The following is a 21,833-nucleotide window of genomic DNA, read 5'->3' on the forward strand; positions in this document are numbered from 1 at the left end:
GATACGGCACCCTTTCCGAAGGTCCGCCGCCGTGCCGCCCCCGGCCGCACAGGCACTGCGTTTCGGTTATTGTACCACATCCGGCGGAAACTTCCCACCCCCTGGGCAAAAATTTTGAAAGTTCCTTGACCTTCCCCCGGGTGGAAGGTGTATGCTGCCCACAGATGTGAGGTGATACGCTTGAAGATCAACGAGGTGGAGGCCCTGGTGGGCATCACCCGAAAGAACATCCGCTTCTACGAGGCGGAGGGCCTGCTCTGTCCCCGGCGGAACAGCCAGAACGGCTACCGGGACTACGGGAACGCGGAGGTGGAGGCCCTGCGGCGGATCAAGCTGCTGCGGAAGCTGGGGGTGCCGCTGGAGGAGATCCGGCAGATGCAGCAGGGCGTCCACACGGTGGGAGACGGCATGCGCCGCCATCTCATCACGCTGGAGCGGGAGCGGAAGAACATAGAGTCCTCGCTCCGTCTGTGCGCCGGCCTGACGGACCGGCAGGAACCGCTGGAGGAGCTGGACGCCCAGGCGCTTCTGGACGAGATGGCCCAGCTGGAACGGGAGGGAACGACCTTTATGAACAAGCAGAAGCAGGACACGAAGCGCCGCCGGTATGTGGCGCCCGTGCTCGCAGCGATCCTGATGGCGGTGCTGATGGCAGGGCTGATCTGGCTCTTCCTGTGGGCCTTTGCCGTGGACCCGGCGGGGGCGCCGCCGCTGCCGGTGCTGGCCCTGTTCGTGGTCATTCCGGCCGCAGTGGTGGTGGGCGTGATCATCGCCCTGGTCCAGCGGATCCGGGAGATCGAGCAGGGGGAGGAAGACGATGCGAAACGATATTGAGAAGGCCCGGGAGCGGCGGCAGGCCATCCTCTCCGCCATCGTCTGCGGGGCGATCCTGCTGGTGCTGGCCGCCGGCCTGCTGTGGCTGCGGACGATCCCAGGCGTGTCGGGCTGGCTCTCCGGCCTGCTTCTGATCCTGGTGATTTTTGACCTTGCGCAGCTGGTGTCCCTGGGCAGAGCCCTGTGGGAGCGGCTGCGGGAAATCGAGAAAGGAGAACTGTATGATTCTGTTGACGATTGAGTATGTTCCCGGCAGGGAGATCGAGGCCCTGGGCCTGGTAAAGGGCACGGTGGTCCAGTCCAAAAACTTCGGCAAGGACTTTATGGCGGGCATGAAGACCATCGTGGGCGGTGAGATCAGGGGCTACACAGAGATGCTCATCGAGGCCCGGCAGATCGCCACCAAGCGGATGGTGGACGAGGCGGAAGCCCTGGGGGCCGACGCCGTGGTGGGCCTGCGGTACGGCTCCGCCTCTGTGATGCAGGGGGCGGCGGAGGTCATCGCCTACGGCACGGCGGTGAAGTTCAAGGGATGACCGTCACCTTTCTGGACCACAGCGGCTTCCTGGTGGAGCTGCCGGGGGTGTGTCTGCTCTTCGACTGGTGGAAGGGAGAGCTGCCCCCTCTGCCGGCGGGAAAGCCCCTGCTGGTGTGCGCCAGCCACCGGCACCCGGACCACTTCGACCCCAAGATCTTCTCCCTGGACGACGGCCGGCGGGAGGTCCGCTTCCTCCTGGGCAGGGGCATCCGCCTGACGGACCGGAATCGGGAAAAATGGGGGCTTTCAGAGGAAACCGCCGCCAAGTGCCAGGTGCTCTCCGGCGGGGAGACCGCCTCCCCCCTGTCCGGCGTCACGGTGGAGACGCTGCCCTCCACCGACGAGGGCGTGGCGTTCCTGGTGACGGCGGACGGTCAGACCATCTTTCACGCCGGGGACCTGAACTGGTGGCACTGGGAGGGGGAGGATCCCGCCTGGAACCGGAACATGGAGGCGGATTTCAAGCGCTATGCGGAGCCCCTCCGGGGCCGGCGGATCGACCTGGCCATGCTGCCTCTGGACCCCCGGCTGGGGGCGGACGGCTTCCGGGGTCCCCGATCCTTTCTGGAGCTGGCGGACATCCGCCGCTTCCTGCCCATGCACCAGTGGGGGGACTTCGCCTTTACGGAGCAGTTTCTGGCGGCCTGTCCCCAGTTCCGGGACCGGACCGTCCCTGTGGTGCGCCAAGGCCAGCAGTTCACATGGGAATAAGCGGCAAAAGCCGGACCCTTTCGGGTCCGGCTCTTTTCTGCGTGGAGCGTTCCGTGATCGTCACTCTCCACTCCTCGCTCTCTTTTCAGGCCTGGGGCAGGATCAGGCAGCTGCCGGTCACATCGGGACCGTAGGCCGTCAGCTCCGCCGCGAAGTCCGCGGCCTCGCTGGCGGCGGTGACCGCTGCCGTCAGCGCCGGGATCTGGTCCGCCGTGGTGACGGCGTAGATCCGGTCCACCAGGGGGGCGATGTCCGCCAGCACCAGGCCGGCGGTGTCGTCAGTCCCGGCGGTGAGGACCTCCGCCGGCAGCTCGATGGAGATGACCACGTCATATTCCGCCAGGGCGCTCCGCAGCTCCTCCAGGAACGTGCGGATGCTCTCCGCCCGGTCGGCGCCGTTGTAGTCGATCTTGTCCAGGGGGCCCGTTGTGGGATAACCCACGTCCGTCAGCAGGATCTCGTCAAAGCCCAGATCCGCGATCTCCCGGGCCAGGCCGCACAGGTACTGCCGGGCCGCCGGCTTGCTGGGGTCCAGCCAGTTCAGATCGTTCCCGTCATAGTAGATATAGCCGCCGGTGTTCTTCAGGCCCATGCCCTCCACGTCCGCCCGGGCAGCGATGGGGTCCAGGAAGCAGCTCATCCGGGCGATGGTGTGGTAGCGGCTCTCCGTCACCTCTGCCAGGGCCGCGGCGGTGTCCTCCGCCGTGCTCACCGTGCCGGCTGCGGCGCCGGCGGCTGCAAAGCAGATGTGTCCGGCGCTGTCCTTCAGCGTGACGGCGGCGGCGTTCCAGGCAGGGGCGGACATCATAGTGGCCCCCATCCATGTCTCCTGCCAGTCCGCCCGGGTCAGCGGTGCCGCCCCGGCGGAAAAGGCCGCCAGCTCTGCCGGTGCCTCCGGCTCCTGGACCGTGATCTCCACATTCTGCAGGGGATCCTCCTCTTCCGCAGGCGGAACGGATGCCTCCTGCCGCCAGGGCAGGTCCAGGCGGGCGTTGCCGTCCGCGTCGTAGACGATATACTCCTGCAGCCACAAAAAGCCCACTGCCGCCAGGATGATCAGCACCAGCACCACGGCCAGCGCGATCTTCCCCTTGGAAGTCCGGCCCCGGTAGCTGCGGTAGCCCTTTGTTCCTCCCATGCGGTCACCTCACTTCCGGAGAGCTGTCTCTCGTTCAGGGCTGGATGGCGTTGAGCTTCTCCACCCGCCGGGCGTGGCGTCCGCCCTCGAAATCCGTGGAGAGGAAGACCTCCACCATCCGCTCCGCCAGGTTCTTGCCGGTGAAGCCGGCGCCGATGGCCAGCATGTTGGCGTCGTTGTGGCGGCGGGTCATCTCCGCCTCCAGGGAGTCGGCGCAGTGGGCGCAGCGGATGCCCTTCACCTTATTGGCAGCGATGGAGATGCCGATGCCGGTGGTGCAGATGACGATGCCGTAGTCATATTCGCCGGAGGCCACGGCCCGGGCCGCCGCCTCGCCGAAGTCGGGGTAGTCGCAGCTCTCCGTGGAGTAGCAGCCGAAGTCCTTGTACTCGTGGCCCAGCTTTTCCAGCAGCTGGATGATGTCGCATTTCAGCGCGTACCCGCCGTGATCGGAACCCAGAGCGATTTTCATGGTGATCGATCTCCTTTTCAAGTTCTCCCATCCGCCGCCCGGGGATGGGAGTTGGAATTGCCTTTATTATAGCCAGATTTTCCCCGAAATGCAAATCACAAATCGTGCCACACCGGCTGGCCCTGCCGGAAGGTGCAGAACCGCCGGAAGCCGCACTCCCGGAGAAGGGCCTGCCCCTCCCGGATGGCGCAGCCCACGGCGTCCGGCGCGTGGGCGTCCGTGCCCAGGGTGATGACCTCGCCGCCCATGCCGCGGTACAGCTTCAGCCATTTGGCGTCCGGCAGGGGCGTGTTGCCCCGGTTGGTGTTCAGCTCGATGCCGATGCCCTTGGGGATGATGGTGCGGAAGATGTCCTCCATCTCTGCCTCAAAGCCGTCAAAGCTGACGTGCATGCCCCGGTTCTCGTTGAGATACCGCAGGGGCAGCGTCAGGTGGCCCAGCACGTGGAAGCCGCCCCACCGGGCCAGCCGCTGGATCTGGCCCAGGTAGTCGGCCAGGCAGGCCTGGGTCTCCGCCTCGTCCCTGGGGGCCAGGCTGTACAGGTCCCGGCCGTCCATCTGCTCCGACAGGATGTGGATGGACCCGATGACGAAGTCCAGCGCCGGGGCCCGGGCCATGATGGCCTCGCTCCTGTCCAGGTCCCAGACGGCGTCTCCCAGCTCCACGCCCAGCCGCAGGCGGATCCGGTCCCCCACCGCCGCCTGGGCGGCGCGGAACTCCTCCGTCAGCGGGGCCCAGTCATAGGTTTTGCGGGGCGCCGTGTTGCCGAACCAGATGGGCTCCACATGGTCTGTGAAGCAGATCTCCTGAAGCCCCTGCCGGATGGCGGCCTCCGCCATCTCGGTCATGGAGGAAAACGCGTCCGGCGAGACCCGGGAGTGGGTGTGATAGTCCGCGAAATACATGGTGCCTCACTTCTTGAACTTCTTGAAGAAGTCCTTCCGGCCCTGAGTCTCGCTCTCGCCCATGGTCTCGGCGAACTTCCGCAGGGCCTCCTTCTGCTCCTTGTTCAGATTCTTGGGCGTCTCGATATAGACGGTGACGTACTGGTCGCCCCGTCCCCGGCCGTTGATGGAGGGGATGCCCTTGCCCTTCAGGCGGAAGGTGGTGCCGGACTGGGTGCCCTCCGGCAGGGTGTACTTCACCTTGCCGTCGATGGTGGGGATCTCCAGCTCCGCCCCCAGCACCGCCTGGGTGAAGGTGATGGGCGCCTCGCACAGGACACTGGTGCCCTCCCGCCGGAACAGCTCATGGGGCCGGACGGTGATGGTGATCAGCAGGTCGCCCGCCGGGCCGCCGTTCTTGCCGGCGTTGCCCTGGCCCCGGATGGAGATGGTCTGGCCGTTGTCGATGCCGGCGGGGATGCTGGCCTGGATGGTCTTTTTCTTCCACACCATGCCGCTGCCCCGGCAGTCCTTGCAGGGCTGGTGGATGATGCGGCCCTTGCCGCCGCACTTGGCGCAGGGGGCGGAGGTGGCAAACACGCCCATGGGCGTCTGCCGCCGGACCTGGACCGTGCCGGTGCCGTGGCAGTCCGGGCACACCTCCGGCGAGGTGCCGGGGGCGCAGCCGCTGCCGTGGCAGGTGTCGCAGGTCTCGTACCGCTCCACGGTGACTTCCTTCTCACAGCCGAAGGCCGCCTCCTCAAAGCTGATGGCGATGGACATGCGGATGCTCTCGCCCCGCTGGGGGGCGTTGGGATTGGTGCGCCGTCCGCCGCCGAACCCGCCGCCGAAGAAGCTGCCGAAGATGTCCCCCAGGTCGCCGAAGTCGAAGCCCCCGTCGAACCCGCCGCCGAAGCCGCCGGCGCCGAAGTTGGGATCCACGCCCGCGTGGCCGTACTGGTCGTACCGGGCCTTCTTGTCCGCGTCGGAGAGGACCTCATAGGCCTCGTTGACCTCCTTGAACTTCTCCTCCGCCGACTTGTCTCCGGGGTTCAGGTCCGGGTGGTACTTCCGGGCCATTTTCTTATATGCCTTTTTGATCTCGTCCTCCGAAGCCCCGCGGCTCACCCCCAGGACCTCGTAGTAGTCTCGTTTCTGTTCTGCCATAGAATCACCAACTTTTCAATTAGGAATTAGAAATTAGGAATGAGGAATTGTGGTGTCCGGCAAGGCCGGACGGATCTTATGGTTCCATCCGCCTGCGGCGGATTTCATAACTCCTAATTCCTAACTCCTAATTCCTAACTCGCGCGAGCGTGCCGCGCAGGCGGGGTGTCCCCCCGCCCGCGCGGCCGCATGATGTCTTGTTACTTCTTGTTGTCGTCATCGTCGACCACCTTGTAGTCGGCGTCGTAGTACTGGCCCTGCTGGCTGCCGGCATCGCCGCCGGCCTGCTGCTGGGCACCGCCCTGGGCGCCCTGGGGATTGGCCTGCTGGTACAGCTTCTCGCTGACGGCGTAGAAGGCCTGGGTCAGCTCGTCGGTGGCGGTCTTGATGGCCGCGGTGTCCGTGCCCTTCAGGGCCTCCTTCAGCTTGTCGATGCCGGCCTGGACCTTGTTCTTGTCGTCGGCGGGGATCTTATCGCCCATCTCGGAGAGGGTCTTCTCGCTCTGATAGACCATCTGGTCGGCCTGGTTGCGGACCTCGACCTCCTCCTTCAGCTTCTTGTCCTGGGCAGCATACTGCTCGGCTTCCTTCACAGCCTTCTCGATGTCCTCCTTGCTCATGTTGGAGGAGGAGGTGATGGTGATGTGCTGCTCCTTGCCGGTGCCCAGGTCCTTGGCGGAGACGTTGACGATACCGTTGGCGTCGATGTCGAAGGTCACCTCGATCTGGGGCACGCCGCGGCGAGCCGGGGCGATGCCATCCAGGTGGAAGCGGCCCAGGGACTTGTTGGCGGCAGCCATCTCCCGCTCGCCCTGGAGGACGTTGACCTCCACGCTGGTCTGGTTGTCGGCGGCGGTGGAGAAGATCTGGCTCTTCTTCACGGGGATGGTGGTGTTCCGGTCGATCAGCTTGGTGAACACGCCGCCCATGGTCTCAATGCCCAGGGACAGGGGGGTGACGTCCAGCAGCAGCAGGCCCTTCACGTCGCCGGTCAGCACGCCGCCCTGGAGGGCAGCGCCCATGGCCACGCACTCGTCGGGGTTGATGCCCTTGAAGCCCTCCTTGCCGGTGAGCTTCTTCACCTCGTCCTGCACGGCGGGGATCCGGCTGGAACCGCCCACCATCAGGACCTTGGAGATGTCGCTGCCGGTGAGGCCGGCGTCGTTCATGGCCTGGCGGACCGGGCCGGCGGTGGCCTCCACCAGGTGGGCGGTCAGCTCATTGAACTTGGCCCGGGTGAGGGTCAGATCCAGGTGCTTGGGGCCGGTGGCGTCGGCGGTGATATAGGGCAGGTTGATGTTGGTGGTGGTGACGCCGGACAGCTCCACCTTGGCCTTCTCGGCGGCCTCCTTCAGCCGCTGCATGGCCACCCGGTCGGTAGACAGGTCCACGCCGTCGGTGCGCTTGAACTCGCTGACCATCCACTTCATGATGCACTCGTCGAAGTCGTCGCCGCCCAGGCGGTTGTTGCCGGCGGTGGCCAGCACCTCGATGACGCCGTCGTCAATGTCCAGGATGGACACATCGAAGGTGCCGCCGCCCAGGTCGTACACCATGATCTTCTGGCTCTGCTCCTTATCCACGCCGTAGGCCAGGGCCGCGGCGGTGGGCTCGTTGATGATCCGCTTCACATCCAGGCCGGCGATCTTGCCGGCGTCCTTGGTGGCCTGGCGCTGAGAGTCGGTGAAGTAGGCGGGGACGGTGATGACCGCCTCGGTGACGGGAGCGCCCAGATAGGCCTCGGCGTCCGCCTTCAGCTTCTGCAGGATCATGGCGCTGATCTCCTGGGGGGTGTAGGACTTTCCGTCCACGGTGACCTTGTAGTCAGAGCCCATCTCCCGCTTGATGGAGGAGATGGTGCGGTCGGGGTTGGTGATGGCCTGGCGCTTTGCCACCTGGCCCACCATCCGCTCGCCGGTCTTGGAGAACGCCACCACAGACGGGGTGGTGCGGTTGCCCTCCGCGTTGGGGATGACCACGGCCTCGCCGCCCTCCATGACGGCCACGCAGCTATTTGTCGTACCTAAGTCGATACCGATAACCTTAGACATAATGATTGCCTCCAATTTATCTCGAAATTTTTATCATTGATTGGAAATATACAGAATTAGGAATGAGGAGTTAGGAATTAGGAATTGTGGAATCCGCCTCCGGCGGATGAATTGGAATCTGCCCGGCTTTGCCGGACGCTCAATTCCTCATTCCTAATTTCTAATTCCTAATTCAGTTCGCCACCTGCACGATGGCGTGCCGGATGACCTTGTCGCCCAGCATGAAGCCCGCCTGGAATACCTGGCTCACCACATTCTCGCCGAAGTTCTCGTCGTCGATGTGCATGACGGCGTTGTGCTTCTCCGGGTCGAAGGGCGCTCCCTGGGCCTCGATCTCCGTGACGCCCAGCTTCTTCAGGATCTCCTGGTACTGGTGGAAGATCATCTCCAGCCCCTTCTTGTGGGGGGAGTCCTCGTCGCCCTCTGTGGACACGGCCCGCTCCAGGTTGTCGTACACCGCCAGGAACTCCCGGATGGTGTCCGCCTTGGCGTCCTGATAGAGGCTGTCCTTCTCCTTGGCGGTGCGCTTGCGGTAGTTGTCGTACTCCGCCGTCAGCCGCACGAACTGGTCCTTCACGGACTCCAGCTGCTTGGCGGCCAGCTCCGCTGCCTCCATCTGCTCCCGGGTCAGGGTGTAGGTCTTCTCCTTTTTCTTCCTGCCCTTGGGGGCCTTCTCCGTCTTCTCTGCGGTCTCCGGGGCTTCCTCTGCGGGGGGCGCCTCCTCCTGGGGCACCTCCTTCGGCTCCTCCGGAGTCTCTTCCGCGGGCCGCTTCGTCTCTTCGCTCATTTGTCTGTATCCTCCTTCGGGGGCAGCTCCTGTTTTCCAAACAGCCGCGTCAGCCCCTCCGCAAAGCCGGAGAGCCGGGCGGCCACCGCCCCGTAATCCATTCGTGTGGGTCCCACCACGCCGATCAGGCCCCGCATGTCGTCGCCGATGTCATAGCTGGCCACCACCACGCTGGTGTCCTGCAGGGCCTCGCTGACGTTCTCCGGGCCGATCAGGATCTTCATGGGCCCCTCGTCCGGCACCGGGAGGTTCTCCTTGCTGTCGGACAAAAAGCTCATCAGCTGGTGGGCCTTGTCGGCGTCCCGGAACTCCGGCAGCTTCAGAAGCTGGCTGGCGCCCACGGTGAACACCTCTTTCTGCCCCGCCTCCTCCAGCACATCCGCCGCATAGGCGATGGTCTGGCTCAGCAACAGGAACATCTGGGGGGACACCTGCTCGGACACGTCCATCAGCCGCCGGTTCATCTCGTCGGCGGAGACGCCGGTGAAGTTGCTGTTCAGCAGATTCACCAGCACAGGCATCTGCTCGGCGTCCACCTTCAGCTGCATCCGCAGCAGCTGGCTCTTCACCCGGTTGTCGCCCATCATCATGACCACGATGCAGCTGTGCTCATCCACCTGCAGCAGCTCGAACCGCCGGGCGGTCATCTGCTTCTTGCCGCTGGCGGCCACATAGGCGGGATAGTTCATCAGGGAGCTCACCGCCCGGCCCGCCTGGGAGATCACCCGGTCCAGCTCCTCCATCTTCATCTGGAGGGACTGGTTGATCCGCTCCGTCTCCGCGATGGAGAGCCGCTGGCGCTCCATCAGCTCGTTGACGTACAGCCGGTAGCCCTTGGGGGAGGGCACCCGTCCGGCGGAGGTGTGGGGCTGTTCCAGATAGCCCAGCTCCGTCAGGTCCGACAGCTCGTTGCGGATGGTGGCGGAGCTGACGCCCCCCATCTCCGCGGCGATGGCCTTGGACCCCACCGGCTCTGCCGTGCGGACGTAGTCCTCCACCACCACCTTCAGTATTTGCTTTTTCCGGTCCGTGAGCTCCACAAAAAGCACCTCTGGTCCAGAAGATCTGCGCATTTGGTTTTAGCACTCCTTCTCCCGGAGTGCTAAAATGAGTTTACCACCACGCCCCTCCATTGTCAACGGATGGATATAAACAAATTGTAAACAAATGTTGTGGGATCTTTGAACGTTTTTCCGCCCCTCAGACGCAGCGGGGCCAGCCGCCTGAGGCGGCTGGCCCTCTGGACTCTCAGATGCGGTTTTGAGGGGCTGCCGCGGCCGTGCGGGGCAGCATCCCCATCTGCCGGAGAGCCGGCTGCAGCGCCCGCAGCAGGACCACCAGCAGCACCGTCTGCACCGGCAGCATGATGAGGTTCTTTGCCGCGCTGAGGGAGGCGCTGGCATACCAGGTCTCCAGGCTGAAGCGGCCGTTGCTGTTGAGGATGGCCATCCACAGCGCCCCCAGCACCACGTTCTGCACGTTGGTCAGCAGCTTGGCGCAGAAGATGCGCCAGATCCGCAGGGGCGCCCGGTACAAAAACAGGGCGTAGGTCAGCACCCCCAGCATGGTGGTCAGGGTGTAGCCGGGGAAAAAGGGATACCCGCCGCCCCCGGTGAGGAAGAAGCTGAGGATGTCCTCCGCAAAGGCGAACAGCAGGCCCAGCACCGGGCCGCAGACCCAGGCGCAGACGGACCGGGCCAGGAACCCCCAGGTGACTTTGGCGCCGCCGAACAGGGGCACCGACGGCACCTGGGCCAGCACCACGCACATGGCGATCATCAGGGCGGCGAACAGCAGCTTCCGCAGGTCCCGGAGCTCCCGGGAGGCGTCCCGCCAGTACCAGGCGGAAAAGGGGTGGGTGTACATGAAAAGACCTCCTTCTGTTTTCGGCAGTCCGAAGCTCGGAAATGCCGCACAGAGGAAGGCCGAAACATCCCAGTATGCGGCAGCGGGATGCGGGACACACACTGCGGGCTCGCGGCCCTTTCGTCCGGAAAGCAACTCCCCGTCTTTCCGGCACTGGAATGACACGTATGTCCCTACTCTGCCTAGTTGGTTCCTGTCCATTATACGGCTTTCGGGGAAAAAAGCAAGGCCTTCCTGCTTTTCTGCAGCAGGGGCCTGTCCTTTCCGCCGCCCCGGCTTGCGGGGATCCCTCCCCTGTGCTAAGATGGCGGTAACCCGGAGGGAAGGAGAGGTCTTCACACCATGGTCATTCTGATCACAGGCGCCTCCCACACAGGCAAGACCCTGCTGGCGCGGAGGCTTGTCAGAAAATACGGCTGTTCCTGCCTGTCCATGGACCTTCTGAAAATGGGGCTCATCCGAAGCGGCAATACGCATCTCACCCCGGAGGATGACCAAGAGCTGGAAGCCTGTCTGTGGCCCATCGTGCGGGAGATCATCAAGACCGCCGTCGAGAACCGCCAGGACCTGATCGTGGAGGGCTGCTACGTCCCCGCCCGCTGGAGGTGGGACTTCCCGCCCGCCTATCTCCGGGAGATCCGGTTTTACTGCCTGGTGATGACCCCCGCATACGTCGAAGCGCATTTTTCGGACATCCAGAAATACGCCTGCGTGGTCGAGCGGCGCCTGGACGACTCCGCCTGCACGCAGGAAGCCCTGCTGGCAGACAACGCCCACTACCAGGAGATGTGCCGGACCTGGGGGTATCCCTGCATCCTGATCGACCGGTCCTACCATGTGGAGCTCCCCGAATAGGCGGAAAACACCCCAGGCCCGTTGGGCCTGGGGTGTTCTTTTGCTGAAAAGCCAGCCGTTACTGCGCGGCGCCGGCGGTCTCCGCAGCCTTTGCGGCAGCGGCCTTCTCCGCCTGGGCCTTCTTGATGGCCTTGTACTTCTCCTTCTCCTCCGCGGTGGCGATGGGAAGGATGGCGTCCCGCGGGCAGACCTTGGTGCAGAGCTTGCAGCCCACGCACTTGTCGTAGTCGATGACGGCCACGCCGTTCACCACGTGGATGGCGTCCTTCTTGCACTCCTTCTGGCACAGGCCGCAGCCGATGCAGGAGTGAGAGCAGACGCTCATGGCGGCCTTGCCCTTGTCCTGGTTGGCGCAGGCCACGTGGACCTTCTTGGAGACGGGCACCTCGGTGATCAGGTGGCGGGGGCAGGCCTTGGCGCAGGCCATGCAGTCGGTGCACTTGTCCGGATCCACCACGGCGGCGCCGTTGGGGCCGATGGACATGGCGCCGAACTGGCAGGCGGCCACGCAGGAGCCGAAGCCCAGGCAGCCGAACTGGCACTCCAGAGGACCTGCGGCCACCTTGGTGGCGGACAGGCAGTCCTTCACGCCGATGTACTCATACCGCTTGACGGCGTTGGTGCCGCCGTTGCAGCGGACGAAGGCCACCTTCCGCTCGCCGGAGGGGGCAGCCTCGCCCATGATGGCGGCGATGGCAGCGTGGTTCTCCGCGCCGGCGGGGGCGCAGGCGTTCACCGGGGCCTCGCCGGCCAGGATGGCGGCGGCGCAGCCGGAGCAGCCGGGATAGCCGCAGCCGCCGCAGTTGGCGCCGGCCAAGTGGCTGAGGATCTCCTCTTCCCGGGGGTCCTTCTTCACCTCGAAGATCTTGGAGGCCACGGCCAGGACGAAGCCGAACACGGCGCCGAGGACACCCAGCACCACGACGGCAGCAATGACATTACCGATATCCATTTTTCCTCTTGCCTCCTCTTACCAGACCTTCAGGCCGGAGAAGCCCATGAACGCCAGGGCCATCAGACCTGCGGTGACCAGGGCGATGGGGAAGCCCTCAAACGCCTTGGGATAGTCCGCGAACACCAGGCGCTCCCGGATGCTGGCGAACAGCACGATGGCCAGCAGGAAGCCCAGGCCGCCGGTGATGCCGTAGACCACGGACTCGATGAAGTTGTAGCTGTTCTGCACGTTCAGCAGCACCACGCCCAGCACGGCGCAGTTGGTGGTGATCAGGGGCAGATAGATGCCCAGGGCCGTGTACAGGGAGGGCATGGACTTCTGCAGGAACATCTCGATGAACTGCACCAGCGCGGCGATGACCAGGATGAAGGCCACGGTCTGCATGTAGTCCAGGCCGAACCGGCCCAGCACGAACTCATCCACCACATAGCACACGGCGGAGGCCAGGCCCATGACGAACGTCACGGCGATGCCCATGCCGACGGCGGTGTCGACTTTCTTGGAAACGCCCAGGAAGGGGCAGCAGCCCAGGAACTGAGAGAAAATGAAGTTGTTCACCAGGATGGCACCCAGGGTGATGGAGAGAAGATTGGTGATCTGATCCATTATTTGCTCTCCTCCTTATTCTTGGATTTGCTCAGGGCCCACTGCATGGCGGCGATCAGGCACGCCAGCACCAGGAAGCCGCCCACCGGCAGGGTCAGCATGCCCATGGGGAACTGCTCCGGCAGGATCTGGATGCCGTCCCCGCCGTTGAGGATGCCGCCGCCGAAGGTGCCGGCGCCCAGGAACTCACGGATGACGCACATGACCACCAGCACGGCAGTGTAGCCGATGCCCTGGAAGATGCCGTCCCAGAAGGAGGCCACCACGCCGTTCTTGTAGGAGAACGCCTCGGCCCGGCCCAGGATGATGCAGTTCACCACGATCAGGGGGATGAACACGCCCAGAGACTCCGACAGGGCCGGCACGAAGGCCTGGATCAGCAGGTCCACGCAGGTCACGAAGCCGGCGATCACCACGATGAACATGGCGATGCGGATCTTGTCGGGAATGATCTTGCGGATCGCGGCGATGATGATGTTGGAGAGGGTCAGGATCACCGTGACGGCCACGCCCATGCCGACGCCGTTGAACAGCGAGGTGGTGATGGCCATGGTGGAACACATACCGATGACCTGCACCAGCACGGGGTTATTGGTGATCAGGCCCTCCATAAACTGTTTGCGCAATTTCATGTAAATCGCTCCTCCCTTCTCAGCCTATGGCACCCACGGCGGCCAGGGCCGCGTTGACGCCGGTGGTGATGCCTCTGGTGGAGACGGTTGCACCCGTGATGGCGTCCACATTGGTGCCCACAGTCAGCGTGCCGTCCGCGGCGCTCTTGCCCACGAACTGATCCAGCACGCCCACGCCGGAGGCGGTGGGCTCATTGCCCACGACCTTCGTGCCGATGCCGGAGGTCTCGGAGTGGTTGATGACGGAGACGCCGGTGACAGCGCCGGACGCATCCACGCCCACCATCATCTCGATGGTGCCCTGAGAGCCGGAGGCAGACACGGTGACGGCATAGCCGCCGGCCTCACCGTTCACCTGGACCTCGTAGATGTCGCCCAGGGTGCCGCCGGCGGCGCTGGCCGCGTCGGTCATGGCCTGGGTGTTCTCCAGCGGAGATTCGGAGAAGGTGGTGTTGTCCGGGTCGGCCACGACTGCCAGCATGGCCTCCTGGGTCTTCTGCAGGTTGATCTCAGCGATGGGGCCGGCCGTCACGCCGTTGACCAGGCCCAGCAGGCCCGCCACGATGACGCAGGTGATGAACAGCGTCACCGTCAGCGTGATGATGTACTTGGGGTCCATATCGACCTTTTCCTTGGTCTTGACTTCGTTGCTCATTTCGCAGCCGCCTCCTTCTTCTCAGCGGATTTCACAACGCCGAAGCGAGAGGGCTTCACAGCCTTGTCGATCAGCGCCACCACCAGGTTCATGATCATGATGGAGTAGCACACGCCCTCGGGATAGGAGCCGAAGTAGCGGATGAACACGGTCAGCAGGCCGCAGCCCACGCCGAAGATCAGCTGGCCGGCCTTGGTGACGGGAGAGGTGGTGTAGTCAGTGGCCATGAAGAACGCGCCCAGCATCAGGCCGCCGCCGAAGATGCTGTACAGCATGAACTGCAGGTTGTCGGCGCCGCCCTTGGGGAACAGGAAGGTCAGCACGGCCACGGTGGCGATGTAGGCCGCAGGGGTCTGCCAGTTGATGACCTTGCGCCAGATCAGATACAGGCCGCCCACGATCAGCAGCAGGGCAGAGATCTCGCCCAGGGAGCCGCCGATGTTGCCCAGGAACATGTCCGTCACGCTGTACTGGCTGGTGAGACCGGCCATGTCGCCGCTCTTCATATAGGCCAGGGGCGTGGCGGCGGTGACCACGTCGGCGGTACCCACCACGGGCACCCAGCCGGCCTGGGGATCCGCCCAGGCGCCGCTCATGGTGCCGGCGTAGCTGGCCACCAGGGCGGCACGGCCCGCCAGCGCGGGGTTGATGAAGTTCTTGCCGATGCCGCCGAACAGCTGCTTGACCACCACGATGGCGAAGAAGTCGCCCACCAGGATCATCCAGTAGGGCATGTTCACCGGGCAGACAAAGGCCAGCAGGATGCCGGTGACCACGGCGGAGAGGTCGTTCACGGACTGGGGCTTCTTCATGATCTTGCGGTAGCCCCACTCAAAGAAGACGCAGCCGGCCGCGGACACAGCCGTCAGCAGCAGGGCGCGGAAGCCGAACTTCACGATGGCCCAGATCAGGGCGGGCATCATGGCGATGATGACATCCAGCATGATGGAGCGGGTGTTCTCCGCCGCCCGGATGTGGGGAGAGGAAGTGGCGATCAGTTTGAGATTCTTGTAGTCAGTCATTTCGCAGCGGCCTCCTTTGCTTCTTCGGCCTTTTTCTTTGCCTCGGCGGCGGCCCGGTCAGCCGCGGCCTTGTCCTTCACCAGCTGCTTGCCGGTCTTGAACATGTGGGTCAGGTGCATCCGGGCCGGGCAGATGTAGGAGCAGGCGCCGCACTCCATGCAGTCCATGATGTGGGCGGCATTCAGCTCCTCCACCATGCCCTTGGAGGCGTACTGGTACATGAACAGGGGCTCCAGGTGCATCGGGCACACGGACACGCACTTGCCGCAGCGGATGCACTGGGGGTTCTCCACGGTCTTCTCCTCATTCTCGCAGAAGGCCAGGATGGCGCCGGTGCCCTTGGCCACGGAGATGTCCGCGGTGTACTGGGCCATGCCCATCATGGGGCCGCCGGCGATCAGCTTGAAGGTGCCGTCCTTCAGGCCGCCGCAGGCATCCAGCAGATTGGTGACGGGGGTGCCGATGGGGCACTCCAGATTCTTGGGCTCCACCACGCCGGAGCCGGAGACGGTGACGATCTTGCGCACCACGGGCATGCCGGTGGTCAGGGCCCGGTAGATGGCGCAGGTGGTATTGATGTTGAACACGGCGCAGCCGATGTCGGCGGGCAGCCCGCCGGGGGGCACCTGACGGCCGGTGATGGCCTGGCACAGCTGCTTCTCACCGCCCTGGGGGTAGCGGCAGCGCAGGGGCTCCACCACCACGGGGGCCTTCTGCTCCGCGATGACCTTGTTCATGGCGTCGATGCCGTTCTGCTTGTTGTCCTCCACGCCGATGACGACCTTGTCCACGCCGAACATCTTGGCCAGGAACTTGGCGCCGCCGATGATCTCCTCGGGACGCTCCAGCATGGTGCGGTGGTCGCCGGTGATGTAGGGCTCGCACTCCGCGCCGTTGATGATGACGGTGCTGACCTTGCCGATGCCGCTGGTGATCTTCACGTGGGTGGGGAACGTGGCGCCGCCCATGCCGACGATGCCGGCGTTCTTGACGATCTCCACCATCTCCTCCACGCTCAGGGCGTTGGGGTCGGCGGGGGCCTTCACCTCTTCGCTCAGCTCGTCCTGCATGTCATTCTCGATGACCACGGACATGATGTTGCCGCCCATGGAATAGGGACGGGGCTCCACCGCCTTCACCGTGCCGGACACGCTGGCATGGATCGGGGCGCCCAGGCCGTGGAATTCGCCGATCTTCTGGCCCACCTTCACGTGGTCCCCGGCCTTGACCAGGGGCGTGCAGGGCGCGCCAAAGTGCATCGACATGGGGATGACCACAACAGCCGGTGGCGCCAGCTGCTCGATGGCCTTTTCATTGGTCGCGGCCTTCATGTCATGGGGATGAACGCCGCCAAAGAAAGCTTGTGCCATTGTCTTCACCTCATTTTTACTCCTTGATAGACGGCCCGGGCGAAGGATTCCTCTCTCCCGCGTTTCCGGGAGCGTGGTCTCTCCGGCCAGGCGACACTACCACATACTGCGCCTCATTCTACACCCTATTTTGAAAAATGTCCAGACTGTGAACGACAACTTTTTAAAAAAATATGCTTTTTTATACGGGTTCTTTGCAACTTTTTACAGGATTCTCCAAACCTGACAGTCTGTGTCTTTTGCCGGGATCTCTCTTGTCAATTTTCACGAAACATGATATGCTTTGTCATACGGCAGCGGCCGGGCATCCGGCCCGCCCGGAAACTATCTGGACAATCTGGAGGCCAAGACCTTATGATGGCACAACTGATCGACCGAAAGCAGCTGAAGCAGCAGATGAAGGACCTGCTGCGCTCCGCGCAGGTCGGCGCCCGGGGCATGACGCTCCTGTATCTGGCGCTGGTCTGCGCCCTGAACCTGACGGACAGCCTGACCGGCCTGGTGAACGACGGCCTGCCGGCCATGTTCGTCAGCATCCTCACCAGCCTGCTGGGCATGGTCCTCTCCGCCGGCTTCGTGCTGTACTGCATGGCCGTCCGCCGGGGCGAGCGGGCGGAGTACCTGACGCTGTTCGACGGCTTCTCCTTCGTGGGCAGGATCATCCTGCTGAACATCGTGGAGTATCTCTTCATCTTCCTGTGGTCCCTGCTGTTTGTGATCCCCGGCATCATCGCCGCCTACCGCTACCGCTTCGCCCTGTACGACCTCTATGAGAACCCGGGCATCGGGGTGATGGAGGCCCTGGAGATGAGCAAGCAGCAGACCCTGGGCTACAAGGGCCAGCTGTTCCTGCTGGACCTGAGCTACACCGGCTGGTATCTGCTGGCCTCCCTCCCCTCGCTGATCCAGGTGGGCTACATCTACGCCGCCGTTTTTCAAGACCCGGGCTATTTCCTGGCGGACCCCACCCGGGTCTACGCCCTCTCCCTGCCGCTCCCCCTCCCGGTCCAGGTGCTGCTGGGCTGCCTGTGGCCCCTGGCGGTGGCCCTGTTCTATCTCCCGGTCTACCAGTGCACGGAGCTGGGGTACTTCGACATCGCCAAGCACACCTCCGGCGTGAGCCTCAGCGGTGCCGGCGGGCCCGACCAGCCGGACGACGGCGGCTGGGGCGGATTCTGAGGTCCTCCTTAAACGTACAATCCCCCGGCGGGTTTTAGAACCCGCCGGGGGATCTGTTCTGCCTTGCGCCCTTTTGCGCTCCTCACAGCCGGGGGAACTCCCGCCGGACATAGGCGCTGCGGCCCAGGGCCGCCGCCAGCAGCGTGGATGCCGCGATGCCGAAGGCCGCCTGCACCAGATTGCTGGGGATGCCCGCTGCGGCGCCGGTGAGGCTCCCCATCAGCATTCCGTCGTACAGCCAGTAGCCCAGCACCATGGGCAGCTCGCCCACCACGCCGCAGGCCGCAAGGCCCAGGGGCCCGCGCCCCCGGCCGAAGGCCTGCCAGCACGCCGCCGCCAGCACCGCCATCACCGCCTTGATCACCAGCGTGGCGGGCGCGTAGATGGCCGAGCCCAGCAGCACGTCCGCCAGCGCCGGGCCGATGCTGCCCGCCAGGGCGCCCCAGGCCGGTCCCAGCAGATAGCCCCCCAGCAGCACCACCGTGTCCCCCAGGTTCATGTAGCCGCCGGTGGGGGACGGCACCTTGATCACCATGGTGGCCACGCAGGCCAGGGCCGCAAAGACCGCCGCCATCACCATCAACCGTGTCCGCTGGGAGGATCTTACCGTCTCCCGCTCCGCTGTCTTCTCCATATCGCGCGCTCCTTCCGGCGGGGCGTCTCGCTCCGGCCCTGTTTGTTGTTGCCATCATAGAACAAATATGGTATGATTGAAATAGCCAATTTTTGATTTTTTTATCAGGTCAGATGGAGGGCCGGCCATGCGCACCTACGCTCTGGAAGACCGCGGCAGCACGCCGCTGTATGAATACCTGTACCGCTGCATCCGGGAGGACATCCTGGCCGGCGCCCTGGCCGCCGGGGAGCGGCTGCCCTCCAAGCGGGCCCTGGCGGAGCATCTGCACATCTCCGTCATGACGGTGGAGGGGGCCTATCAGCAGCTGGAGGCGGAGGGTTACGTCTACACCCGGCCCAAGCGGGGCTTTTTCGTGGCGGAGGTGGAGCGGCCCCGGCCCGCGCCGCCTGCGCCGCCGGCCGCCCCGGCGCCGGAGGCCCCGGCCTGGCGGCTGGACCTGGCCAGCAACCGGGTGGACGCCAGCCGCTTCCCGGTGGCCACCTGGGCCCGCCTGACCCGCCAGGTGCTGACGGAGGACGGAGAGGCCCTTCTGCGCCCGGTGCCCCATCAGGGGCTGACCGCCCTGCGGCAGGCCATCGCCCGGGACCTGCGGGAGTACAAGGGCATGGCGGTGTCGCCGGACCAGATCGTGGTGGGCGCCGGGGCGGAGTATCTGTACCTGCTGCTGGCCCAGCTGCTGGGGCGGGAGGCGGTGTTCGCCGTGGAGGACCCGGGCTACCCCAAGATCCGTCAGGTGTACGGCAAGTGCGGCGCGGACTGCCGCCCGGTGCCTCTGGACAGCCAGGGCATCCCTCCGGAGGCCCTGGAGGCAGCGGGAGCCACGGTGGTCCACCTGTCCCCGGCCCACCACTACCCCACCGGGCTGGTGACGCCCATCGGCCGGCGGCAGGCCCTGCTGCGGTGGGCGGAGCGGACGGACGCCGTCATCATCGAGGATGACTATGACAGCGAGTTCCGCTTTACAGGCCGCCCCATCCCCACGCTCCAGAGCATCGACACCGCCGGGCGGGTGGTGTACATGAACACGTTCTCCCAGACCATCTCCCCCTCCATGCGGGTGGGGTTCCTGGTGCTGCCGCCCCGGCTGCTGGAGCGGTACCGCCGGGAGCTGGACTTCTATTCCTGCACGGTCCCGGCCCTGGACCAGCACGTGCTGGCCCGGTTCCTGGACCGGGGCCACTATGAGCAGCATCTGGCCCGGATGCGCAAGGAGTACCGCCAGCGCCGGGACGCGGTGCTCTCCGCCTTCCGGTCCAGCCCCTTCCGGGACCGGATCACCATCTCGGAGCAGGGAGCGGGGTTCCACTTCCTGCTGAAGCTGGAGACCCGGCACAGTGACGCGGCCCTGCAGGCCCGGGCCGCGGCTCTGGGGGTGCGGCTGGGCTTCCTGTCCGCGTACGCCGCCATCCCCTCCCCCGCCTATGCCCACACCCTGGTGGTGAACTATGCGGGGCTCAGCCCAGCGGCGCTGCCGAAGGCCATGGACCTGCTGGCGGAAATCTTCGGCGCATAGCAGAAACCGGCTGCCTAACGGCAGCCGGTTTTCTGTCCGGAAAACGCCTTTACAGGCCGGGCTTCTCCTCCAGCGCGTTCATGCTCTTTTTGAAGTGGACGGCGAACATGGTGGCCGTGGTGCACACTGCCAGCACATCTGCCACCGGCTCCGCCAGGAACACGGCGAAGGACTTGTCGGCAAAGAAGTGGGGCAGGATATAGATGAGGGGGATCAGCAGGATGATCTTCCGCAGCACCGCCAGGAACAGGGAGATCTTGGCGTTGCCCAGGGCCACGAAGGTCTGCTGGCAGGCGATCTGGATGCCGAAGATGCCCGTGGCCGCCATGTAGATCCGCAGGGCCCAGGAGGCGTACGCCACCAGCTCGCTGTCGGAGGTGAACATCAGGGCGAACAGCTGGGGGACCAGCTGCACCAGCGCCCACAGCAGCAGGGAATAGGCCAGGCAGGCCATCAGCAGCACCCGGAAGGCCCGCCGCACCCGCTGGGGGTTCCGGGCGCCGTAGTTGAAGCTGACGATGGGCTGGGCCCCCTGGGTCAGCCCCTGCAGGGGCATCATGGCGAACTGCATGATGCTGGAGAGCACCGTCATGGCCCCCACGGCGAGGTCCCCGCCGTAGGTCTGCAGCGAGGAGTTGAAGCACACGGTGATCAGGCTCTCCGTGGACTGCATGATGAAGGGGGAGGCACCCAGCGCCAGGGCCGGCAGCACCACCTTGGCCCGGGGCCGCAGATGCTCCCGCCGCAGATGCCACTTGGTCTTTTTCCCGGTGAGGAATTTCAGCACCCACACGGCGGACACCGCCTGGGACAAAATGGTGGCCAGGGCCGCCCCCTGCACGCCCATGCCGAAGGCGAAGATGAAGATGGGGTCCAGCACCGTGTTGAGGATGGCGCCGATGAGCACGGTCTTCATCCCCACCACCGTGAAGCCCTGGGCGGTGATGTAGGCGTTCATGCCCAGGGTCACCTGGACGAAGATGGTGCCCAGGGCATAGATGCGCATGTAGTCCAGCGCGTAGCCGATGGTGTTGTCGCTGGCGCCGAAGATGCGGAGCATGGGCTCCGCGAACACCAGGAACACCACGGTCAGCACCACCGAAACAGCCACCAGCATGGTCATGCTGTTGCCCATGATCCGCTCGGACTCCTCCAGGTCCCCCCGCCCCTCGGCGATGGAGGCCCGGGGCGCGCCGCCGAAGGCCATCAGGGCCGCGAAGGCGGAGATCACCATGATGATGGGCAGGCACACGCCCACGCCGGTGAGGGCCAGCTTGCCCACAGTCTCCACCGGCTGCATGTGGCCGATGTACACCCGGTCCACCAGATTGTACAGCATGTTGACGATCTGGGAGGTGATGGTGGGGACAGCCAGGGAAAACAGCAGCTTCCCCACGCTGCCGCTGCCTAAGTCCACGTTTTGACGGCTCATGTGTTCGCTCCCTCTCTCAGTTGTGTTTCCGCGCCGGTCAGCACCTTTTCCAGCAGCTGCTGGAACCGGTCTGTCTCCGCCGGCGTCAGGCCGGAGAACAGCTTCTCCAGGCAGGCGCTCTGGATCTGCCGCCCCTGGCGGGCCAGGGCCGCGCCCGCCTCCGTCAGGGCCAGGTGGACCACCCGGCGGTCCGCCCTGTCCGGCAGGCGGTCCAGCAGGCCCCGCTCCGCCAGCAGGTCCACCGCCGCGGACACCTGGGACTTGGAAAGCCCCCGCAGCTCCGTCACGTCCCGGGCCGTGTCGTGCCCGGGGTTGTTGGTCAGGAACAGGATCACATCCATCTCCCGCATGGTGAGGCCCGACCGGGCCAGAAGGTCCGTGAACTGCCGGTCATAATACCGTCTGAACTGCTGGACCACCCACAGCAGACGGGTACTGTTCACTTTCATGCACCGCTCTCCATTCGTTCGTTTCAGAACAGTTCTTGTCAGAACTTTTTCAGCATAGCACGTTCCGCACCGCCTGTCAA

The 21,833-nt window shown here is 64.9% G+C and carries 24 protein-coding genes and 1 riboswitch; of the genes, 7 read left to right on the plus strand and 17 right to left on the minus strand.

Annotated features, from left to right (window positions below; genetic code table 11):
• The first annotated feature begins 171 nt into the window (after positions 1–171).
• From H9X91_RS08215 to H9X91_RS08230, 4 genes are read left to right on the plus strand one after another with little or no spacing between them, the layout of a single operon-like run.
• On the plus strand, positions 172–834 hold the full coding sequence (locus H9X91_RS08215) for a MerR family transcriptional regulator (RefSeq protein ID WP_338111961.1): 663 nt from the start codon (positions 172–174) through the stop codon (positions 832–834).
• A complete protein-coding gene (locus tag H9X91_RS08220) occupies positions 818–1,075 on the plus strand; it encodes a hypothetical protein (protein ID WP_204804202.1) in 258 nt (85 codons plus the stop codon). Before H9X91_RS08215 ends, H9X91_RS08220 begins: the two co-directional genes overlap by 17 nt.
• Positions 1,056–1,370 carry a YbjQ family protein gene (locus H9X91_RS08225; protein ID WP_204804203.1) on the plus strand — a complete coding sequence of 105 codons (315 nt, stop codon included), beginning with the start codon at positions 1,056–1,058 and terminating at the stop codon, positions 1,368–1,370. Before H9X91_RS08220 ends, H9X91_RS08225 begins: the two co-directional genes overlap by 20 nt.
• Entirely contained in the window at positions 1,367–2,083 is a 717-nt protein-coding gene (locus H9X91_RS08230; protein ID WP_204804204.1) for an MBL fold metallo-hydrolase, read from the plus strand. Before H9X91_RS08225 ends, H9X91_RS08230 begins: the two co-directional genes overlap by 4 nt.
• A gap of 85 nt (positions 2,084–2,168) precedes the next feature.
• Here H9X91_RS08230 and H9X91_RS08235 read toward each other — a convergent pair whose 3' ends face one another.
• The 8 genes from H9X91_RS08235 to H9X91_RS08270 form a co-directional block, all read right to left on the minus strand.
• Entirely contained in the window at positions 2,169–3,221 is a 1,053-nt protein-coding gene (locus H9X91_RS08235) for a putative glycoside hydrolase (protein ID WP_204804205.1), read from the minus strand.
• 34 nt (positions 3,222–3,255) lie between these two features.
• Complete coding sequence (gene rpiB, locus H9X91_RS08240) at positions 3,256–3,693, minus strand: ribose 5-phosphate isomerase B (RefSeq protein ID WP_204804207.1); 438 nt, start codon at positions 3,691–3,693, stop codon at positions 3,256–3,258.
• Between the two features lie 95 nt (positions 3,694–3,788).
• A complete protein-coding gene (locus H9X91_RS08245) occupies positions 3,789–4,598 on the minus strand; it encodes a histidinol-phosphatase HisJ family protein (protein WP_204804209.1) in 810 nt (269 codons plus the stop codon).
• Between the two features lie 6 nt (positions 4,599–4,604).
• The gene (gene dnaJ / locus H9X91_RS08250) at positions 4,605–5,744 is read right to left on the minus strand and encodes a molecular chaperone DnaJ (protein WP_204804211.1); all 1,140 of its coding nucleotides are present in this window, start codon (positions 5,742–5,744) and stop codon (positions 4,605–4,607) included.
• A 200-nt stretch (positions 5,745–5,944) separates the two neighbouring features.
• Positions 5,945–7,795, minus strand: coding sequence for a molecular chaperone DnaK (gene dnaK / locus H9X91_RS08255; RefSeq protein WP_204804213.1), 1,851 nt, complete (start codon positions 7,793–7,795; stop codon positions 5,945–5,947).
• Positions 7,796–7,967: 172 nt separating this feature from the next.
• The gene (gene grpE, locus H9X91_RS08260; RefSeq protein ID WP_204804215.1) at positions 7,968–8,582 is read right to left on the minus strand and encodes a nucleotide exchange factor GrpE; all 615 of its coding nucleotides are present in this window, start codon (positions 8,580–8,582) and stop codon (positions 7,968–7,970) included.
• Positions 8,579–9,622: a heat-inducible transcriptional repressor HrcA gene (gene hrcA / locus H9X91_RS08265; RefSeq protein ID WP_204804217.1), complete on the minus strand. Its 1,044-nt coding sequence runs from the start codon at positions 9,620–9,622 to the stop codon at positions 8,579–8,581. The genes grpE and hrcA overlap by 4 nt, the downstream gene beginning before the upstream one ends.
• Before the next feature lie 208 nt (positions 9,623–9,830).
• Entirely contained in the window at positions 9,831–10,448 is a 618-nt protein-coding gene (locus H9X91_RS08270; RefSeq protein ID WP_204804219.1) for a folate family ECF transporter S component, read from the minus strand.
• Between the two features lie 78 nt (positions 10,449–10,526).
• Positions 10,527–10,631, minus strand: a riboswitch (THF riboswitch).
• A 159-nt stretch (positions 10,632–10,790) separates the two neighbouring features.
• Between H9X91_RS08270 and H9X91_RS08275 the strand changes: the two genes are divergently transcribed.
• On the plus strand, positions 10,791–11,303 hold the full coding sequence (locus H9X91_RS08275; protein WP_204804221.1) for a P-loop NTPase family protein: 513 nt from the start codon (positions 10,791–10,793) through the stop codon (positions 11,301–11,303).
• Positions 11,304–11,361: 58 nt separating this feature from the next.
• Here H9X91_RS08275 and H9X91_RS08280 read toward each other — a convergent pair whose 3' ends face one another.
• Genes H9X91_RS08280 through rsxC form a run of 6 tightly spaced genes read right to left on the minus strand, consistent with a single transcriptional unit; the run spans position 11,362 to position 16,543 of the window.
• On the minus strand, positions 11,362–12,255 hold the full coding sequence (locus H9X91_RS08280) for an RnfABCDGE type electron transport complex subunit B (protein ID WP_207752541.1): 894 nt from the start codon (positions 12,253–12,255) through the stop codon (positions 11,362–11,364).
• Positions 12,256–12,273: 18 nt separating this feature from the next.
• Positions 12,274–12,864, minus strand: a complete 591-nt coding sequence (gene rsxA / locus H9X91_RS08285) for an electron transport complex subunit RsxA (protein WP_204804223.1) — start codon at positions 12,862–12,864, stop codon at positions 12,274–12,276.
• Entirely contained in the window at positions 12,864–13,496 is a 633-nt protein-coding gene (rsxE, locus tag H9X91_RS08290; RefSeq protein ID WP_204804225.1) for an electron transport complex subunit RsxE, read from the minus strand. Before rsxE ends, rsxA begins: the two co-directional genes overlap by 1 nt.
• Positions 13,497–13,515: 19 nt before the next feature.
• Positions 13,516–14,151, minus strand: coding sequence for an RnfABCDGE type electron transport complex subunit G (locus H9X91_RS08295; protein WP_204804227.1), 636 nt, complete (start codon positions 14,149–14,151; stop codon positions 13,516–13,518).
• Positions 14,148–15,173 (minus strand): RnfABCDGE type electron transport complex subunit D, encoded by a 1,026-nt coding sequence (locus H9X91_RS08300; protein ID WP_204804229.1) that lies wholly within the window; start codon positions 15,171–15,173, stop codon positions 14,148–14,150. Before H9X91_RS08300 ends, H9X91_RS08295 begins: the two co-directional genes overlap by 4 nt.
• Positions 15,170–16,543: an electron transport complex subunit RsxC gene (gene rsxC / locus H9X91_RS08305; protein WP_204804231.1), complete on the minus strand. Its 1,374-nt coding sequence runs from the start codon at positions 16,541–16,543 to the stop codon at positions 15,170–15,172. Before rsxC ends, H9X91_RS08300 begins: the two co-directional genes overlap by 4 nt.
• Positions 16,544–16,897: 354 nt before the next feature.
• Here rsxC and H9X91_RS08310 point away from each other — a divergent pair, with 354 nt between their 5' ends.
• A complete protein-coding gene (locus H9X91_RS08310) occupies positions 16,898–17,722 on the plus strand; it encodes a DUF975 family protein (protein ID WP_204804233.1) in 825 nt (274 codons plus the stop codon).
• Between the two features lie 82 nt (positions 17,723–17,804).
• Here H9X91_RS08310 and H9X91_RS08315 read toward each other — a convergent pair whose 3' ends face one another.
• Positions 17,805–18,356, minus strand: a complete 552-nt coding sequence (locus tag H9X91_RS08315; protein WP_204804235.1) for an ECF transporter S component — start codon at positions 18,354–18,356, stop codon at positions 17,805–17,807.
• 127 nt (positions 18,357–18,483) lie between these two features.
• On the opposite strand from H9X91_RS08315, the gene pdxR reads away from it, so the two are divergent.
• Positions 18,484–19,872: a MocR-like pyridoxine biosynthesis transcription factor PdxR gene (gene pdxR, locus H9X91_RS08320; protein ID WP_204804237.1), complete on the plus strand. Its 1,389-nt coding sequence runs from the start codon at positions 18,484–18,486 to the stop codon at positions 19,870–19,872.
• 49 nt (positions 19,873–19,921) lie between these two features.
• Here the strand turns inward: pdxR and H9X91_RS08325 are convergent, their stop codons facing one another.
• Together H9X91_RS08325 and H9X91_RS08330 are read right to left on the minus strand one after the other, a co-directional pair.
• Positions 19,922–21,304: an MATE family efflux transporter gene (locus H9X91_RS08325; protein ID WP_204804239.1), complete on the minus strand. Its 1,383-nt coding sequence runs from the start codon at positions 21,302–21,304 to the stop codon at positions 19,922–19,924.
• The gene (locus H9X91_RS08330; protein ID WP_204804241.1) at positions 21,301–21,753 is read right to left on the minus strand and encodes a MarR family winged helix-turn-helix transcriptional regulator; all 453 of its coding nucleotides are present in this window, start codon (positions 21,751–21,753) and stop codon (positions 21,301–21,303) included. The genes H9X91_RS08325 and H9X91_RS08330 overlap by 4 nt, the downstream gene beginning before the upstream one ends.
• Positions 21,754–21,833: the final 80 nt, after the last annotated feature.

Source organism: Oscillibacter valericigenes (assembly GCF_016902445.1).
Lineage (GTDB): Bacteria > Bacillota > Clostridia > Oscillospirales > Oscillospiraceae > Oscillibacter > Oscillibacter avistercoris.